Annotated in this window: 10 protein-coding genes, 2 tRNA genes and 3 rRNA genes; 12 read left to right on the top strand and 3 right to left on the bottom strand. The window is 58.3% G+C overall.

All coding sequences use genetic code 11. From position 1 onward, the window contains the following. Positions 1–18: 18 nt before the first annotated feature. The 5 genes from DJ564_RS22580 (at position 19) to rrf (ending at position 5,251) form a co-directional block, all read left to right on the top strand. Positions 19–1,557, top strand: a 16S ribosomal RNA gene (locus tag DJ564_RS22580). Positions 1,558–1,640: 83 nt separating this feature from the next. Continuing rightward, positions 1,641–1,717 (top strand) — tRNA-Ile (locus tag DJ564_RS22575). A 27-nt stretch (positions 1,718–1,744) separates the two neighbouring features. Then, positions 1,745–1,820 (top strand) — tRNA-Ala (locus tag DJ564_RS22570). Positions 1,821–2,070: 250 nt separating this feature from the next. Continuing rightward, positions 2,071–4,962 (top strand): 23S ribosomal RNA (locus DJ564_RS22565). A gap of 173 nt (positions 4,963–5,135) precedes the next feature. Next, a 5S ribosomal RNA gene (gene rrf, locus DJ564_RS22560) occupies positions 5,136–5,251 on the top strand. Together the 16S, 23S and 5S rRNA genes with 2 tRNA genes alongside form the textbook arrangement of a ribosomal RNA operon. A 111-nt stretch (positions 5,252–5,362) precedes the next feature. Here the strand turns inward: rrf and DJ564_RS22555 are convergent. Then, the gene (locus DJ564_RS22555; protein WP_109633467.1) at positions 5,363–6,286 is read right to left on the bottom strand and encodes a TIGR03571 family LLM class oxidoreductase; all 924 of its coding nucleotides are present in this window, start codon (positions 6,284–6,286) and stop codon (positions 5,363–5,365) included. Positions 6,287–6,561: 275 nt separating this feature from the next. Between DJ564_RS22555 and mrdA the strand changes: the two genes are divergently transcribed. The 5 genes from mrdA (at position 6,562) to DJ564_RS22530 (ending at position 14,314) form a co-directional block, all read left to right on the top strand. After that, a complete protein-coding gene (gene mrdA, locus DJ564_RS22550; protein WP_109633465.1) occupies positions 6,562–8,454 on the top strand; it encodes a penicillin-binding protein 2 in 1,893 nt (630 codons plus the stop codon). A gap of 248 nt (positions 8,455–8,702) precedes the next feature. Next, on the top strand, positions 8,703–10,607 hold the full coding sequence (locus tag DJ564_RS22545; protein WP_109633463.1) for a sigma-54-dependent Fis family transcriptional regulator: 1,905 nt from the start codon (positions 8,703–8,705) through the stop codon (positions 10,605–10,607). Continuing rightward, positions 10,607–12,325, top strand: a complete 1,719-nt coding sequence (locus DJ564_RS22540; protein WP_109633461.1) for an ABC transporter ATP-binding protein — start codon at positions 10,607–10,609, stop codon at positions 12,323–12,325. Before DJ564_RS22545 ends, DJ564_RS22540 begins: the two co-directional genes overlap by 1 nt. Further along, entirely contained in the window at positions 12,315–12,992 is a 678-nt protein-coding gene (locus tag DJ564_RS22535; RefSeq protein WP_109633459.1) for a S8 family serine peptidase, read from the top strand. Before DJ564_RS22540 ends, DJ564_RS22535 begins: the two co-directional genes overlap by 11 nt. After that, positions 12,989–14,314 carry an FAD-dependent monooxygenase gene (locus DJ564_RS22530; RefSeq protein ID WP_109633457.1) on the top strand — a complete coding sequence of 442 codons (1,326 nt, stop codon included), beginning with the start codon at positions 12,989–12,991 and terminating at the stop codon, positions 14,312–14,314. The genes DJ564_RS22535 and DJ564_RS22530 overlap by 4 nt, the downstream gene beginning before the upstream one ends. A 149-nt stretch (positions 14,315–14,463) precedes the next feature. On the opposite strand, the gene DJ564_RS22525 is transcribed toward DJ564_RS22530, so the two are convergent. Further along, positions 14,464–15,954, bottom strand: a complete 1,491-nt coding sequence (locus DJ564_RS22525; RefSeq protein WP_109633455.1) for an aldehyde dehydrogenase — start codon at positions 15,952–15,954, stop codon at positions 14,464–14,466. Positions 15,955–16,227: 273 nt separating this feature from the next. On the opposite strand from DJ564_RS22525, the gene DJ564_RS22520 reads away from it, so the two are divergent. Further along, complete coding sequence (locus tag DJ564_RS22520; protein ID WP_109633453.1) at positions 16,228–16,482, top strand: DUF1652 domain-containing protein; 255 nt, start codon at positions 16,228–16,230, stop codon at positions 16,480–16,482. 45 nt (positions 16,483–16,527) lie between these two features. On the opposite strand, the gene DJ564_RS22515 is transcribed toward DJ564_RS22520, so the two are convergent. Beyond that, positions 16,528–16,884 carry a hypothetical protein gene (locus DJ564_RS22515; RefSeq protein ID WP_109633451.1) on the bottom strand — a complete coding sequence of 119 codons (357 nt, stop codon included), beginning with the start codon at positions 16,882–16,884 and terminating at the stop codon, positions 16,528–16,530. Positions 16,885–17,229: 345 nt separating this feature from the next. On the opposite strand from DJ564_RS22515, the gene peaA reads away from it, so the two are divergent. Then, positions 17,230–18,810 carry a quinohemoprotein amine dehydrogenase subunit alpha gene (peaA, locus tag DJ564_RS22510; RefSeq protein ID WP_109633449.1) on the top strand — a complete coding sequence of 527 codons (1,581 nt, stop codon included), beginning with the start codon at positions 17,230–17,232 and terminating at the stop codon, positions 18,808–18,810. The last annotated feature ends 18 nt before the right edge of the window (positions 18,811–18,828 follow it).

Here is an 18,828-nt window from a genome sequence, read left to right as displayed (position 1 = left end):
AAAAACCCAAAGATGTTTGAACTGAAGAGTTTGATCATGGCTCAGATTGAACGCTGGCGGCAGGCCTAACACATGCAAGTCGAGCGGCAGCACGGGTACTTGTACCTGGTGGCGAGCGGCGGACGGGTGAGTAATGCCTAGGAATCTGCCTGGTAGTGGGGGATAACGCTCGGAAACGGACGCTAATACCGCATACGTCCTACGGGAGAAAGCAGGGGACCTTCGGGCCTTGCGCTATCAGATGAGCCTAGGTCGGATTAGCTAGTTGGTGAGGTAATGGCTCACCAAGGCGACGATCCGTAACTGGTCTGAGAGGATGATCAGTCACACTGGAACTGAGACACGGTCCAGACTCCTACGGGAGGCAGCAGTGGGGAATATTGGACAATGGGCGAAAGCCTGATCCAGCCATGCCGCGTGTGTGAAGAAGGTCTTCGGATTGTAAAGCACTTTAAGTTGGGAGGAAGGGCATTTACCTAATACGTAAGTGTTTTGACGTTACCGACAGAATAAGCACCGGCTAACTCTGTGCCAGCAGCCGCGGTAATACAGAGGGTGCAAGCGTTAATCGGAATTACTGGGCGTAAAGCGCGCGTAGGTGGTTTGTTAAGTTGGATGTGAAATCCCCGGGCTCAACCTGGGAACTGCATTCAAAACTGACAAGCTAGAGTATGGTAGAGGGTGGTGGAATTTCCTGTGTAGCGGTGAAATGCGTAGATATAGGAAGGAACACCAGTGGCGAAGGCGACCACCTGGACTGATACTGACACTGAGGTGCGAAAGCGTGGGGAGCAAACAGGATTAGATACCCTGGTAGTCCACGCCGTAAACGATGTCAACTAGCCGTTGGGAGCCTTGAGCTCTTAGTGGCGCAGCTAACGCATTAAGTTGACCGCCTGGGGAGTACGGCCGCAAGGTTAAAACTCAAATGAATTGACGGGGGCCCGCACAAGCGGTGGAGCATGTGGTTTAATTCGAAGCAACGCGAAGAACCTTACCAGGCCTTGACATCCAATGAACTTTCCAGAGATGGATTGGTGCCTTCGGGAACATTGAGACAGGTGCTGCATGGCTGTCGTCAGCTCGTGTCGTGAGATGTTGGGTTAAGTCCCGTAACGAGCGCAACCCTTGTCCTTAGTTACCAGCACGTAATGGTGGGCACTCTAAGGAGACTGCCGGTGACAAACCGGAGGAAGGTGGGGATGACGTCAAGTCATCATGGCCCTTACGGCCTGGGCTACACACGTGCTACAATGGTCGGTACAGAGGGTTGCCAAGCCGCGAGGTGGAGCTAATCCCAGAAAACCGATCGTAGTCCGGATCGCAGTCTGCAACTCGACTGCGTGAAGTCGGAATCGCTAGTAATCGCGAATCAGAATGTCGCGGTGAATACGTTCCCGGGCCTTGTACACACCGCCCGTCACACCATGGGAGTGGGTTGCACCAGAAGTAGCTAGTCTAACCTTCGGGAGGACGGTTACCACGGTGTGATTCATGACTGGGGTGAAGTCGTAACAAGGTAGCCGTAGGGGAACCTGCGGCTGGATCACCTCCTTAATCGACGACATCAGCTGCTCCATAAGTTCCCACACGAATTGCTTGATTCATTGAAGAAGACGATAAAGAAGCAGCCCGAAATTGGGTCTGTAGCTCAGTTGGTTAGAGCGCACCCCTGATAAGGGTGAGGTCGGCAGTTCGAATCTGCCCAGACCCACCAATTTTGTGTGGGAACCTGTAGAAATACGGGGCCATAGCTCAGCTGGGAGAGCGCCTGCCTTGCACGCAGGAGGTCAACGGTTCGATCCCGTTTGGCTCCACCACTACTGCTTCTGTTTGTTGAAAGCTTAGAAATGAGCATTCCATTGTGATGATGGTGAATGTTGATTTCTAGTCTTTGGATTAGATCGTTCTTTAAAAATTTGGGTATGTGATAGAAAGATAGACTGAACGTTACTTTCACTGGTAACGGATCAGGCTAAGGTAAAATTTGTGAGTTGCTCTTAATTGAGTATTATCGAATTTTCGGCGAATGTCGTCTTCACAGTATAACCAGATTGCTTGGGGTTATATGGTCAAGTGAAGAAGCGCATACGGTGGATGCCTTGGCAGTCAGAGGCGATGAAAGACGTGGTAGCCTGCGAAAAGCTTCGGGGAGTCGGCAAACAGACTTTGATCCGGAGATGTCTGAATGGGGGAACCCAGCCATCATAAGATGGTTATCTTAAGCTGAATACATAGGCTTAAGAGGCGAACCAGGGGAACTGAAACATCTAAGTACCCTGAGGAAAAGAAATCAACCGAGATTCCCTTAGTAGTGGCGAGCGAACGGGGACTAGCCCTTAAGTGGCTTTGAGATTAGCGGAACGCTCTGGAAAGTGCGGCCATAGTGGGTGATAGCCCTGTACGCGAAAATCTCTTAGTCATGAAATCGAGTAGGACGGAGCACGAGAAACTTTGTCTGAATATGGGGGGACCATCCTCCAAGGCTAAATACTACTGACTGACCGATAGTGAACTAGTACCGTGAGGGAAAGGCGAAAAGAACCCCGGAGAGGGGAGTGAAATAGATCCTGAAACCGTATGCGTACAAGCAGTGGGAGCCCACTTTGTTGGGTGACTGCGTACCTTTTGTATAATGGGTCAGCGACTTATTTTCAGTGGCGAGCTTAACCGAATAGGGGAGGCGTAGCGAAAGCGAGTCTTAATAGGGCGTCTAGTCGCTGGGAATAGACCCGAAACCGGGCGATCTATCCATGGGCAGGTTGAAGGTTGGGTAACACTAACTGGAGGACCGAACCGACTACCGTTGAAAAGTTAGCGGATGACCTGTGGATCGGAGTGAAAGGCTAATCAAGCTCGGAGATAGCTGGTTCTCCTCGAAAGCTATTTAGGTAGCGCCTCATGTATCACTGTAGGGGGTAGAGCACTGTTTCGGCTAGGGGGTCATCCCGACTTACCAAACCGATGCAAACTCCGAATACCTACAAGTGCCGAGCATGGGAGACACACGGCGGGTGCTAACGTCCGTCGTGAAAAGGGAAACAACCCAGACCGTCAGCTAAGGTCCCAAAGTTATGGTTAAGTGGGAAACGATGTGGGAAGGCTTAGACAGCTAGGAGGTTGGCTTAGAAGCAGCCACCCTTTAAAGAAAGCGTAATAGCTCACTAGTCGAGTCGGCCTGCGCGGAAGATGTAACGGGGCTCAAACCATACACCGAAGCTACGGGTATCACTTAGGTGATGCGGTAGAGGAGCGTTCTGTAAGCCTGTGAAGGTGAGTTGAGAAGCTTGCTGGAGGTATCAGAAGTGCGAATGCTGACATGAGTAACGACAATGGGTGTGAAAAACACCCACGCCGAAAGACCAAGGTTTCCTGCGCAACGTTAATCGACGCAGGGTTAGTCGGTCCCTAAGGCGAGGCTGAAAAGCGTAGTCGATGGAAAACAGGTTAATATTCCTGTACTTCTGGTTATTGCGATGGAGGGACGGAGAAGGCTAGGCCAGCTTGGCGTTGGTTGTCCAAGTTTAAGGTGGTAGGCTGGAATCTTAGGTAAATCCGGGATTCTAAGGCCGAGAGCTGATGACGAGTGTTCTTTTAGAACACGAAGTGGTTGATGCCATGCTTCCAAGAAAAGCTTCTAAGCTTCAGGTAACCAGGAACCGTACCCCAAACCGACACAGGTGGTTGGGTAGAGAATACCAAGGCGCTTGAGAGAACTCGGGTGAAGGAACTAGGCAAAATGGCACCGTAACTTCGGGAGAAGGTGCGCCGGTGAGGGTGAAGCATTTACTGCGTAAGCCCATGCCGGTCGAAGATACCAGGCCGCTGCGACTGTTTATTAAAAACACAGCACTCTGCAAACACGAAAGTGGACGTATAGGGTGTGACGCCTGCCCGGTGCCGGAAGGTTAATTGATGGGGTTAGCTAACGCGAAGCTCTTGATCGAAGCCCCGGTAAACGGCGGCCGTAACTATAACGGTCCTAAGGTAGCGAAATTCCTTGTCGGGTAAGTTCCGACCTGCACGAATGGCGTAACGATGGCGGCGCTGTCTCCACCCGAGACTCAGTGAAATTGAAATCGCTGTGAAGATGCAGTGTATCCGCGGCTAGACGGAAAGACCCCGTGAACCTTTACTATAGCTTTGCACTGGACTTTGAATTTGCTTGTGTAGGATAGGTGGGAGGCTTTGAAGCGTGGACGCCAGTTCGCGTGGAGCCAACCTTGAAATACCACCCTGGCAACTTTGAGGTTCTAACTCAGGTCCGTTATCCGGATCGAGGACAGTGTATGGTGGGTAGTTTGACTGGGGCGGTCTCCTCCTAAAGAGTAACGGAGGAGTACGAAGGTGCGCTCAGACCGGTCGGAAATCGGTCGTAGAGTATAAAGGCAAAAGCGCGCTTGACTGCGAGACAGACACGTCGAGCAGGTACGAAAGTAGGTCTTAGTGATCCGGTGGTTCTGTATGGAAGGGCCATCGCTCAACGGATAAAAGGTACTCCGGGGATAACAGGCTGATACCGCCCAAGAGTTCATATCGACGGCGGTGTTTGGCACCTCGATGTCGGCTCATCACATCCTGGGGCTGAAGCCGGTCCCAAGGGTATGGCTGTTCGCCATTTAAAGTGGTACGCGAGCTGGGTTTAGAACGTCGTGAGACAGTTCGGTCCCTATCTGCCGTGGACGTTTGAGATTTGAGAGGGGCTGCTCCTAGTACGAGAGGACCGGAGTGGACGAACCTCTGGTGTTCCGGTTGTCACGCCAGTGGCATTGCCGGGTAGCTATGTTCGGAATAGATAACCGCTGAAAGCATCTAAGCGGGAAACTAGCCTCAAGATGAGATCTCACTGGGACCTTGAGTCCCCTGAAGGGCCGTCGAAGACTACGACGTTGATAGGTTGGGTGTGTAAGCGCTGTGAGGCGTTGAGCTAACCAATACTAATTGCCCGTGAGGCTTGACCATATAACACCCAAGCAATTTGCTTGCTTCGAGCCCAAAGGCGAAAGAGCACCAGATTGCGGTGTGTGAAGACGAAACGAACCGAAAGTTCGAGATACTCACAAAACACCAAGCTGTCACATACCCATTCGCTGGAGCGTGAACCCGCAAGGGCCCACGACCTGGCTACCGAATTTCTTGACGACCATAGAGCATTGGAACCACCTGATCCCATCCCGAACTCAGCAGTGAAACGATGCATCGCCGATGGTAGTGTGGGGTTTCCCCATGTGAGAGTAGGTCATCGTCAAGATTAAATTCCGAAACCCCAATTTCGAAAGCAATTGGGGTTTTGTTTTGTCCGCAGGAAAGTGGCGCAAAGAAAAGGGCAGTCTGATAACTGCCCCAGGATCCGTCTGCGTCGTTAGTGAAACTTCGGCAGTACGTGTTCTGCTATTTCTTCAATAACCTCCGCCACAGGGCGTTCGCTACGACGCACGTGCAAGCCGACATGCTGCACACCTGCCTCACGTAACGCCTGAAGCTCATCAATCAAGGCCAGCCGTCCACAACTCCCACCGAAGCGCACACGTCGCATGGGGGCATGAGGATTAGCAGCCAGATCCAGGTGTACAAAGCTGATATAAGGTTTATCACCTCCTACTTCCCGCCACAGTTCCACTCGACGCCGATGCTCATCCGGCGTTCCAGGGTAGGCGAGCCAGCCATCCATGTGTTCACCAATCCATGCTGGTGATTGCTGGCCCAGACCTGCCACCAGTAACGGCGCAGAGTGATCGCGCTCCGGAAGCAATCGAGCCCCCTCAGGCAATCGACCTTCACCCTGACTGCGTATCAACTCAACCGTGTCGCGAAAAATCTCCCCGCGCTGATCGTAATCCACCCCAAACAACGGATATTCCATCGGCCGGTCACCACTGGCCACCCCAAGCAACAAACGCCCATCACTCAGTTCATCAACACTGTTCGCTGCCTTGAGCGTTAACCAAGGCTGACGCAACGGCAACACAACTGCCGCCGTGCCGAGCATGATGTTGTCGGTGATCCCGGCCAGATACCCAAGGTAGGAAAAGGTTTCGAAGACCTGTGCCGCATCGCCAAAGTTGGGGTCGTAAACCGGCACATCACGTACCCAAAGGGCGCGAAAACCGGCATTGTCAGCCAAACGCGCCATCGCCGCGTGCTGCTTCAAATCCGGAACTCCGAACGGCCGATCTTCAGCAATCCGCAGCCGCTGTCCATCGCTGGACCAATCGTTATCCAGTGGCAGTTCCAGTCCGATGGAAAACCCATTCGAACCGAGTAATCGTTGAAATCGCGGATGCATGAAAAGACTCCCAGAAAACGAAATGGAATGACATGCACCCAGTATCTACAGGCCCGCCTGCAAGAAAAATGCATGAATCGGAATATCAATCTTGAACAAAACGCACGAGTTACAGAAAAAACCGACTGTCGTTTTGGCTCTCAAGGACAACCGTTCGAGTAAATCGGGCTAAAGTGACCGCTTGGTTTTTGGTATGGTGCAGCTCGTTTTTTAACGGACTGATGAAAAGCCTACGGAGCGGTGCCCCCTTTTTTAGTCAAAGAGCTGCTGCAGAAATGCCCCAACCGATACCCATCAAGGATCACGAAAAAGAGACGCGGCTGGTCAACAAGAGACTGATGGCTTGCGCCTTGTTCGTCGTCGCTATTACCTGCGCGCTAGTGGTGCGCATGTATGTCCTGCAAGTGGTTGAATTCGACTATCACTCCACAATCTCCGAAAACAACCGCGTACATGTCCTGCCAATCACCCCCGCGAGAGGGCTGATCTACGACCGCAACGGTGTAGTCCTTGCAGACAACCGGCCCAGCTTCAACCTGACCATCACCCGCGAACGCGCCTCCGACGTCAAAGAAGAACTGGATGAGGTGGTCGATCTCCTGCATTTGCCCGCCGAGGATCGGACACTGTTCGACAAGGCCATGAAGCAGGCGCGCCACCCGTTTGTGCCGGTCACCCTGCTCTACGAGCTCAGTGAACAGCAAATCGCGGTACTCGCGGTCAACGAGTTCCGTCTGCCAGGGATCGATGTCGAGCCCCAATTCGTTCGTCACTACCCGTTGGGCGCGCACTTCGCGCACTCGATCGGCTACGTCGGTCGCATCAACGAAAAAGAATCCAAAGCCCTCGATACGGTGGAATATCGCGGCACCCAGTCCATCGGCAAGACGGGCATCGAAAAATTCTACGAGTCGCAGTTGCATGGCCAAGTGGGTTACGAAGAAGTCGAAACCAACGCTCAGGGTCGCGTACTGCGAGTGCTCAAGCACACCGATCCGATCCCCGGCAAAAACATAGTCCTGAGTCTGGACGTCAAACTTCAGGAAGCGGCCGAGGAAGCCTTGGGCGATCGTCGTGGTTCAGTGGTGGCGCTCGACCCGTCGACCGGTGAAGTGCTCGCGATGGTTAGCAAGCCCAGCTTCGACCCGAACCTGTTCGTCACCGGCATCAGCTTCAAGGAATACGCGGCGCTGCACGACTCCATTGATCGGCCGCTGTTCAACCGCGTCCTGCGCGGCCTTTACGCGCCGGGTTCGACCATCAAGCCCGAGGTGGCCATTGCCGGTCTCGATGCCGGCGTTGTCACCCCTCAGACTCGCGTCTTCGATCCCGGCTACTACCAACTCCCGGACTTCGATCACAAATACCGCAACTGGAACCACAGCGGCGACGGCTGGGTGGACATGGACGCGGCGATCATGCGCTCCAACGACACCTACTTCTACGACCTTGCCCACAAGCTGGGCATCGATCGCCTGCACGACTACATGGCGATGTTCGGGCTCGGCGAAAAAGTCTCGCTGGATATGTTCGAGGAGTCAGCCGGGCTGATGCCCTCCCAGGCCTGGAAGCGTGCCACGCGCCGTCAGGCCTGGTTCCCGGGCGAGACGGTCATCCTCGGCATCGGCCAGGGTTACATGCAGGTCACGCCGCTGCAGCTGGCCCAGGCCACCGCGCTGATCGCCAACAAAGGCGTGTGGAACCGGCCGCACCTGGCCAAGACCGTGGACGGTGTTGCGCCGGTGGACGAGCATCCGATGCCGAACATCCTGCTCAAGGACCCGCGTGACTGGGAGCAGGTCAACCATGGCATGCAGATGGTGATGCACGACGCCCGCGGGATTGCCCGAGCGGCGGCACAGGGTGCTCAGTACCGCATCGCCGGCAAGAGTGGTACCGCGCAAGTCGTCGCGATCAAGCAAGGCGAGCGCTACAACCGGGCGAAGACCCTGGAACGTAACCGCGACAACGCTCTGTTCGTCGGCTTCGCTCCGGCTGAACACCCGAAGATTGTCATCTCGGTGATGATCGAAAACGGTGAGGCCGGTGGTCGTGTCGCCGGCCCGGTCGTGCGGCAAATCATGGACGCCTGGTTGCTCGATCAGGACGGCCATCTCAAGCCGCAATACGCCACGCCGAGCAAGGTACCGGGCGATCCACACGTCTAAGCAATCAAGGATTGATGGTGTCTGGTAGATCGCCTTCGCGAGCAAGCCCGCTCCCACAGGTGACCGCGTTCTTTCAGAGGAGTGCGGTCACCTGTGGGAGTGGGCTTTCCCGCGAAGAACGATAACGCGGTCCACCTGACAGAACACAAGCGCCATAAGGCACTTGCCATCGCCCTGACGTTAACGTAAAGATTGCGGCAGGGCGCTGATCTTGAATAAGCGCAAAGCGGACCGATCCGGAGCGCTTGATGACGCTAATAAAAACAACTCCTCCCACGCTTCACCGCGAAGCCCGGCTCGCCCGGGAAAAACTCCATCTCGAGGGCGAAGTCCCCGATGGCGTGCTGCGGGCCGAAATCGATGCCTCGTGGCGGCGCAGTCTCAGCCATGGCGTGCATTTCAACGCCAAGCACGAACTGGCGCTGGAATCGAGTGCCAGCCTCGACGTGCTGTTGGCGAGCAATCGGCTGTTGATCGACGCCGCATTGCCGGCGATCGATTACCTCGCCGAGCGCCAAGGCAAGGAAGGCCTGATCATCCTCGCCAACTCCGATGCCACCATCCTGGCTGTCGAAGGTCGCGCCGATCGCCTCAAGGGCAGCGGCCTGCAAGACATCACCCTCGGCGCCTGCTGGAGCGAAGCCGCTCGCGGCACCAACGCACTGGGCACCGCACTCGTCGAAGCGCGACCGACGATGATCGATTGCGGCGAACATTACCTCGACCGTCTCAGCGATTTCTCCTGCACGTCGGTGCCGATCCATTGCCCGCAAGGCGACATTCTCGGCGTTCTCGACCTGACCCGCGAAGGCCCGCTCGGCCGCGTGCATGACAGCACCGCGTTGCTGGCCATGGCCGTCAGCCAGATCGAAAGCCGCGTGTTCAACGCCAGTTATCCGGACGAAATCGTCCTGGCCTTCCACAGCCGTCGGCAATACCTCGAATCCCCTTGGCAGGGCCTGCTGGCAGTGAGCCTCGGCGGGCAGATCCTCGCGGTCAGCGCCCAGGCCTGTCAGTTGCTGCGTGCCGAGCGTTCGGCGCTGGTCGGTCGACGCTGCGAAGAGTTTCTGGGTGTCGATGGCCTGCAATTGCTGTCGCGTCTGCATCAAGGTGGCGTCGGCAGTTTGCAGACCGCCAAAGGCGAATTCTTCTACAAAACCCTGCGTGCGCCGCAACGTTCGATCAATGTCAGCACGCCGCCGCGCACCACCGCCAAAACCGCCAAACCGCAGCCGGATCTCGAATCCCTTGCCGGCAGCAACGTCCGTTACGCCCGGGCCTTGCGCATGGCTCGCCAAGGGCTGGCCAATGAATTGCCTGTGTTGCTGCTCGGTGAAACCGGCACGGGTAAAGAAGTCATCGCCCGCGCACTGCACATGGCCGGAACCCGCTGTGACAAGCCCTTCGTTGCGGTGAATTGCGCGGCGATCCCCGAAGGCCTGATCGAGTCGGAACTGTTCGGCTACCGCGAAGGCGCCTTCACCGGCTCCCGTCGTGGCGGCATGATCGGTCGCCTGCAACAGGCCCACGGTGGCACCTTGTTTCTCGATGAAATCGGCGATATGCCACTGGCCTTGCAGGCGCGTTTGTTGCGCGTATTACAAGACCGCAAAGTCGCGCCACTGGGTGCCGGCGAGGAACAAGACATCGACGTTGCACTGATCTGCGCCACCCACCGCGACCTCAAACGCCTGGTTGAAGAAAAGCACTTTCGCGAAGATCTTTTCTACCGGGTCAACGGCATCAGCGTGATGCTCCCGGCCCTGCGCGAGCGCGAGGATTTCAGCGGTTTGGTTGCTCGTCTGCTTGCCAAGCTTGGTGCCCCGGCGATGGTCCTGCATGACGATCTGAGCCGCTTGCTCGACGGCTATCACTGGCCGGGCAACATCCGCCAACTGGAAATGGTCCTGCGTACCGCGCTGGCCATGCGTGAGCCCGGGGACACGGTGCTCACTCTCGACCACTTGCCCGACAGCATGCTCGACGAATTGACCGCCACAGAACGCCCGGCATCAGGCAGCATTCGCGAAAACGAACTGGAGCTGATCCGCCAGTCCCTGGACAGCCATCAGGGCAACGTCTCGGCCGCCGCCGACGCCTTGGGCATCAGCCGCGCGACCCTGTATCGCAAGCTCAAACAGTTGCGCTCGTGATGCAGCGCTTGATCGTTCGGCTGATCGACAGCCAGAACCCCGAAACCCTGCAAGCAGCGCTGCGCTGGCTCTACAGTTTCGTGCGCCCGCATCGATTGGCGATTGCCGGGCTGCTCGGTTTGTCGGTCTGCGCCTCGTCGCTGGTGCTGGTGCAACCGTGGCTGACCAAACTGCTGATCGACGATGGCTTGCTGGCGAAAAACTTTCCGATGCTGGTGTTGATTGCCGGGTTGATGATTCTCGCCGGGTTGCTCGGCACGGCACTGTCGGGGATCAATCGCTACCTGCACACGCGACTGTCCGGGCGGATTCTGTTCTCGCTGCGCGATGACCTTTATCGGCATCTGCAAACCCTGTCGCCGAGTTTTTACGGGCAGCGGCGCATCGGTGATCTGATGTCGCGCCTCGATGGCGACGTCGCGGAGATCCAGCGCTTCGCTGTGGATTCACTGTTTTCGGCGGTATCCAGCGTCATTGGCCTGGTGGTTGCGGTGGCGATGCTGCTGACCCTGTCATGGAAGCTCTCGCTGCTGGCGCTGGTGCTGATTCCCCTCGACATACTTTGGCTGCGCTGGATGCGGCGCAAGGTTGAGCGCGATGTGCGGCAGTTGCGCGAGCGCTCGGCGGACATGTCCTCGTTCATGGTCGAGACTTTGCCGGTGATGAAATTCATCCAGTCGGCCGGCCAGCAACAACGTGAGTCGCGTCGGCTGGAGTCGCTCGGTCAAGGCTACATGAGCCAGTTGCTGCGCCTGCAAGTCACCGAGTTTTTCACCCAGGCAGTGCCCGGCACACTGACGTCATTGTCCCGCGCCTGTGCGTTTTTGATTGGCGGTTATTGGGTGGTGCAGGGGACCTGGCAACTGGGCGCGCTGATTGCGTTTTCCACGTACCTGGGGATGGCGGTCGGGCCGGTTCAGAGTCTGCTCGGGCTTTATGTCGCGATTCAGCGGATGACCGTCAGCCTCGGTCGGGTCATGGAATTGCGTGGTGAAGAACCGACGGTGCTGACACCGGTTGAGCCCAAGCCGATGCCGACCTTCGGCGAGTTGCGATTTGACGACGTGCACTTCAGCCATCCCGGTCGCCCGACGACCTTGCGCGGCATCGAAGCGCGAATCCCTTATGGCTTGAAAGTCGCCCTGAGCGGCGGCTCCGGCGTCGGTAAATCAACGCTCGTCGATCTTCTGCAACGTCATCACGATCCACAATCCGGCCGGGTGCTACTGGGAGAGGTGGATCTGCGAGAACTGGACCTGTTCCAACTGCGTCGGCGGATTGCCGTGGTCAGTCAAGACATTGTGCTGTTCCGAGGAAGCCTCGCGGACAACCTCGCCTACGCGGTGCCGGACGCCAGTCGTGAAGCGATTGCCGAAGTCGCGCGACTGGCACAACTGGACAGCCTGATCGAGTCGTTACCCGAAGGTATCGACAGCCCGCTGGGCGAGCGCGGCCAGCAGCTGTCCGGCGGGCAGAAACAGCGTATCGCCATCGCTCGCGCGCTGTTGCAGGATCCGCTGATTCTGGTATTGGACGAAGCGACCTCAGCGGTGGACGAAGCCACCGAGCGCGAAGTCATCGAGGCCATCGACCGACTGTTTGCCGGGCGTACGCGAATCCTGATCAGCCATCGACCTTCCACGCTCGCCGATGCCGATTTGCGCTTTGAATTGCTCGACGGCTTGCTCACTTCAAAAACGGTGCTGCATGAAGCCTGAGCTACGAATCGGCGTGGTCGACAGCGGACATTCGGCGGCGCAACGGGTGCAAGTGGTTGCGGGACGGCGCTTCTCGCTGCTCGAGGATGGCCTGGCCGAAAGCGACTTGCGCGACGATCCGCTGGGCCACGGCAGCGCGGTGATCGAGGCGATCGGTCGACGGGCGCCTGCGGCGGTGTTTTGCGTGGGCCAGGTGTTTGACCAGCGGGGCGTCACCAGCGCCTTGCAGATCGCTACCGCGATTGACTGGCTGGTGGCGCAGGACGTTCGGCTGATCAATTTGAGCCTGGGATTACGACAGGATCGAAGCCTGTTGCGCGAAGCCTGCGCAGCGGCGGTGGCGCGCGGCATTTTGCTGTGCGCCTCCAGCCCGGCGCAGGGTGAGGGCGTGTTTCCGGCGAATTATCCTCAAGTGCTGCGAGTCACCGGTGATGCCCGTTGCGCCGAACATGAATGGTCCTGGCTCAACAGTGCCCAGGCCGATTTTGCGGCGTGCGTGCACGGGACCTATCCGGGGCAATCGGGTGCGAGTCTTGGCTGTGCGGCGTTGAGCGGGCACATTGCCGGTTTCCTGGTTGCGCATCCCGATGCGAGCAATGAACACGTCATCGAATGGCTGCGCGAGAACGCCCGGTACCGCGGTCCTGAACGGCGCTTCGGCCCATGATTCTGATTCTTGGCGCGGGGCCCGCAGGTGCGGCGGTCGCCTTGGGTTTGCGGCGGCTTGGTTATGCCGTGACCCTGGTCAGCGAGTGGCGGCGGTTTGCGGCGCTGGAAGGTGTTTCCATTCGGGTGCTGGAGGCTTTGCGCGGTGCGGGCCTGCATCAAGCGCTCGCGGATGCGGCGTTGCCTTCTCAGCGTCAGGTGTCGTGGAACGGTCAGCAGCATGCGCAAAACATCGAGTTTCTGTTGGACCGTCCGAGCTTCGACAGAGGCTTGCGCGAAGACCTGCGCCTGGCGGGCGTCGAGTTGATTGAAGGCCGGGTGCTGGGCGTTCAGACCTCGGCGACCGGACATCGGGTCGAAATTGAAGGGCGCGAGGCGCTGAACGCGGATTTTCTGGTGGAAGCGCGTGGTCGTCAGGCTCCTGCGCTCGGCAAAGGCCTGCGCGGGCCTGAGACAGTCAGCCTGCTCAATCGCTGGCAAGGCAGGCCAGGCAGCACCGCCAGCGCGGTGGAGAGCCTTGAGAGCGGCTGGGCCTGGATGGCGCGACGGGCCGACGGCCAGTGTTACTGGCAATGGACGGTGGACGTGGCCAGTGCCGATTTGCCGGGGAAGGCGAAGTTGCTGGATTACTGTCGCGCGCGACGTCAGGGCTCGGCGTTGGCGCGTGAGTTTTTCGGTGCTGGTGCTGAAATCGATCTTCAGTTGCATGCGCGCAGCAGCACGGCGATCTTGAGCGCGCAGGTGTGTGGCGATCACTGGATTCGGGTGGGCGATGCCGCGATGGCGGTGGATCCGCTGTCGGGCAATGGCATCTTTCAGTCCTTGTCTTCAGCGTTGCAGGCGCCCACGGTGATCAACACGTTGTTGCGTAAGCCCGAGCGAGCAGCCTTGGCCCAGCGCTTTCATCAACAGCGAGTGGAACAGCTGTTTTTGCGCTTTGCGCGGATCGGGCGGGATTTTTATGCCAATGAGCAGCGGTGGCTGGAACAGCCGTTCTGGCAGGCGCGGCGACAGTGGCCTGATGCTGAAGTGGCCCATGCCGAGGCGGATTTTGCGGCGTTGAGAATTGAGCGGGCGCCGGTGCTGAAAGATGGTTTTGTGGATGAGGTCGAGGTGGTGATCACGGCGGATCAACCGCTGGGGATCTGGCATGTGCAAGGGGTTGAGCTGGCGCCGTTGGTGCGGCGGTTGCGTGTCGAGCCGGCCGAGCAGGTGCTGGCGGGGTTGACGGTGGAGCAGGGGCGGGTGGTCAGGAGTTGGTTGTTGAGTCAGGGATATCGACCCTTCACCCTAACCCTCTCCCCGAGGGGGCGAGGGGACTGACCGAGGTATTCTTAGAGCTCCATCGACCTGAAATATCGAACCGAACTCAGGTTCTGAAAACCATGAAGATCGGCTCCCTTTCCCCCTCTCCCCTATGGGGAGAGGGCTGGGGTGGATCTTAAATCCAATACCAATCCATCCCCCAAAACCTACAACTTAATCAACACCGACTTCAACTCGGTGTAATGCTCAATCGCCGCATACCCCATCTCCCGTCCAACCCCGGACATCTTGTACCCGCCAAACGGCAGCGCCGGATCGAGCGCGCTGTGGCAATTGACCCACACCGACCCCGACTTGATCCGCGGAATCATCCGGTGCACCGCCGCCAGGTCGTTCGACCAGATACTCGCCCCCAGCCCATAGGGACTGTCATTGGCCATGCGCAACGCATCGGCCTCATCATCGAACGGAATCGCCACCAGCACCGGGCCGAAGATCTCTTCCTGCACCAGCAAGTGCTTCTGGTCGACATCGACAATCACCGTCGGCTTGACGAAGAACCCCGGCCCGAACTGCTCACCGCCGCAGGCGATGGTCGCGCCACTTTCCCGACCCTTCTCGATGTAACCGTAAACCCGTTCCTGCTGCCGCGCCGAGATCAGCGGCCCCATCTCGACGCTCGGGTCCAGCCCGTTGCCGAGCTTCATGGCGTTGGCGATGTCGGCGATGTCCGCCACCACATTATCGAAATGTTTGCGCTGCACATACAGCCTGGAACCGGCGCAGCACACTTGACCCTGATTGAAGAAAACCGCGCTGGCGGCCCCGGCTGCGGCGGATTTCAGGTCGGCATCGGCCATGACGATGGTCGGAGATTTGCCGCCCAGTTCCAGGGTGACCCGGGTCATGGACTCCATGGCGATCTTGCCGATCTGCTTGCCCACGGCGGTGGAGCCGGTGAAGGTCAGCTTGTCCACCAGCGGGTTGTGGGTCAGCGCGGAGCCAGCGGTGATGCCGGTGCCGGTAACCACGTTGAACACGCCCTCGGGGTAACCGGCTTCCAGCACCAGTTCGGCGAGTTTCAGGGCGGTCAGCGGGGTTTCATCGGCGGGTTTGAGCACCACGGTGCAGCCGGTGGCCAAGGCCGGGCCGAGTTTCCAGCAGGCCAGCAGCAACGGGAAGTTCCAGGCGACGATGGCGCCGACCACGCCCACCGCTTCGCGGCGAATGAAGCTGTGGAACTGATCGTTGGGCATCAGCGGCAACGACACTTCAACGCTGGAGCCTTCGATCTTGGTTGCCCAGCCCGCCATGTAGCGCAGGAAATCGATGGACAGTTGCACGTCCATCACCTGGGCCACTGCCGCGCTTTTGCCGTTGTTCAGGCATTCCAGTTGCGCCAGCAGTTCGGCGTCGCGTTCCATCAGGTCGGCGAGTTTCCACAACAGGTTCTGCCGCTCCCGTGGGCGAGTGCGGGTCCAGGCTGAATCATCGAAGGCCTGACGGGCGGCCAGCACGGCGCGGTCGACATCCTCGGGCGTGGCCCGTGGCACCACGCACAGCACTTCGCCGGTAGCCGGGTTGTGCAGGGGCATGGTCTGGCCGTCGGCGGCCTCGACCCAGTCGCCGCCGATAAGCATGCGCGGGGCGCGCTGGATGAACGCGCAGGTGGCGGGAAGCAGATAAGGGAGGGGCATGGCGAGACCTCTTGTTGTTCGTGAGAACGAGGCTTTCGCAATGGCTGTGCCAAGTGCCAGGAAAGGCAGGGACGCCCTTGGTCGGCGGGGTTTTGGGGGCTCATGGGAACAGCGGACACAGAGGGGGCTGTTGCAAATTGCGACAACTATGAGACGACGAGCGACCTGTTGCGACCTTGAGACACCCACTTTAGGGGACTAGAATTTTCTAGCTCGGTGGATGAAGCGATGGTCCGTTCATCCGGCCAACCATCTGGCGTAAGGGAGGTAACGATGTTCCTTTCAACCCTGGAAATTCAAAGCATCATTGAACACAAAATGCTGCCCGCGGTCTGCACGTGCATCATGGAGGCAGACCAATCCCTGACGATCCGGGTCTGTGACTGCATGACAGGAAAAGTGGATCTGATCGCCACTAACGTCCCTGTATGGAACTTGAACAGTCCCCATGACATTGCTGTACTTGTGGCGGATATTCAGCAAAAAATCGAGGCTCATAAACGCATTTCCTCGACATTGGCCAGTTGAGCCGGCGTCCCCCGCAACACGCAAGTGCTGCGGGGAAATGGCGGATCAGGAATGAATCTTCCGCGAAATCTCATCAAACGTGTCGCCATCTACGGCAGCCAACAGCTTTTTGTCATCATTGAGCGTCGCCAGAAAGGTCACTTCGGTTTCCTTGCCGGCCAAAATGAAACCCGCAATCGCGCCGATAGGCCCCAGGAACATCGCGCCCGCCACGCCGAAGCCGATGGCGTCCTTGATGTTGTTGATCGATTCCTGGTTAGCGACTTCCACGCGCTTGAACGATGAGAGCGGGAGGGTGATGCCGGGCCACGGGTGAAGCGACGTTCTAAGGGTAAAAACGCCGTCTCTGTACTCTCCATCACCCTGCAGAAAGTCCCCCGCCAGGACAGTGATGCTTGCCATTGTGTTATCCCCTGACTGGCAATCGGTGAACCATCATTTCGCACCCGCTGACGGAGGCCGTCAATCGTCGGGCGATGAACTGTGCCGGTCGGGCCATCTATGCTTGTCTCAGGTTGCAACACCTGTCGCGATATTAGACGCCGACGGACTCGTACAGGCGCGATTCGAAGGTCTTGTCTTCACGTAACTGATTGATAAAAAAGGCTATCGGCAAGCTGGCACGCTCCGTGTATTGCTCATCGCAGACGTTTCTCTTGCCTCCGTCAGCGGTGCGCCGCCGGCGGCAGAAACCATAAAAACGATAAGCCACAAAAATAAGAAAGCACCGTGCGAGGTTCGACGTTGATGAAGAGAAGACTCCGATCAGGCCTGAGCGCCAGTCTGCTGGCCGTGGCCGCATGTATGGCGCTGCATTCGCCCGACAGCCTGGCAGCCCGCGACGCCCAGACCATCCTCAAGGAAACCTGCCAGGGTTGTCACACCCCCGAAGCCGACAATGCCCTGAGCCGCATCAGCCACCAGCGCAAAACCCCGGAAGGCTGGCTGATGAGCATCGCCCGGATGCAGGTCATGCACGGTTTGCAGATCAGCGATGACGACCGCCGCACCCTGGTCAAATACCTGGCCGACACTCAAGGCCTGGCGCCGAGCGAAACCGACAGCGTTCGCTATGCGCTGGAGCGCCGACTTAATACTGTCGAGAAGTTCGACGATCAGACCAGCCAGATGTGCGGCCGCTGCCACTCCGGTGCGCGGGTCGCCCTGCAACGGCGTCCGGCCCAGGAATGGGAACGCCTGGTGAACTTCCACCTCGGCCAATGGCCGTCACTGGAATACCAGGCGCTGTCTCGTGACCGCGACTGGTTCGACCTGGCTCGAAAAGACATGGTGCCGCTGTTGGCCAAGCGTTATCCGCTGGACAACCCGGCCTGGAAAAAATGGCTGAGCACCGCGCCGAAAGCCGAAGCGCTGGTGGGTGACTGGAGCTTCAGCGGCCACTTGCCGGGCAAGGGTGAATTGGCCGGCATGATGAGCGTCACGGCCGATGGCAGTGACACGTTCAAGGTCAGCGTCAAAGGCCAATACGCCGACGGCAGCCCGTTCAACGGCGACGGCAGCGCGATTCTCTATACCGGTTACGAATGGCGCGGCAACGTGACCATTGAAGGCGTGACCATGCGCCAGGTGTTTGCCGCCCAAGGCAACGCGATGCAGGGCAGGATGTTCGAGGCCGAGCATGACGAACGTGGTCTGGACTTCGTCGCCGCCAAGCAGGGCAGCAGCCGTTTGCTGGCGGTGCAGCCGGGTTATCTGAAGGCGGGTGCCGAGACGGAAATCACCTTGATCGGCAGTGGTCTCACCGGTAAGCCGAATTTCGGCAAAGGCGTGGAAGTGGTCGACGTCATCGAGCAAAGTCCTGAGCGTATGCGCGTCAAGCTCAAGGCCGCCGCCAACGCCCAACCGGGTCTGCGCAACGTCACCGTCGGCACGTTGAAAGGCCCGACCCTGTCGGTCTACAGCAAGATCAACCAAGTCAAAGTCGTGCCCGAATTCTCGGTGGCGCGGATCGGCGATGGCGGTGGTTCGACGCCGAAAGTCCAGGGCCGTTTCGATGCCGAAGCCTGGGGCAAGGGGGCTGATGGCAAGCCGTATCGCATCGGTGTGTTCCCGGCGCAGTGGTCGGTCGAAGCCTTTGACGATCGCGCCAAGGAAGACGAAGACGTCAAGTTCGCCGGCACCATGCAGGCCGACAGTGGCGTGTTCACACCGGGCGATGCCGGGCCGAACCCGCAACGCAAGATGTCCACCAACAATGCCGGCAACCTCAAGGTGATTGCCGCCGTCGACGATGCAGGGAAATCCCTGACCGGCGAGGGCCACATGATCGTCACCGTGCAACGCTGGAACAATCCACCCATTCCATGAGTTGGCTGAAACCGCAGG

This window comes from Pseudomonas sp. 31-12 (assembly GCF_003151075.1).
Classification (GTDB): Bacteria; Pseudomonadota; Gammaproteobacteria; order Pseudomonadales; family Pseudomonadaceae; genus Aquipseudomonas.
Note: the sequence above shows the minus strand (reverse complement) of the source record. Positions and strands in the feature narration are given on the sequence as shown.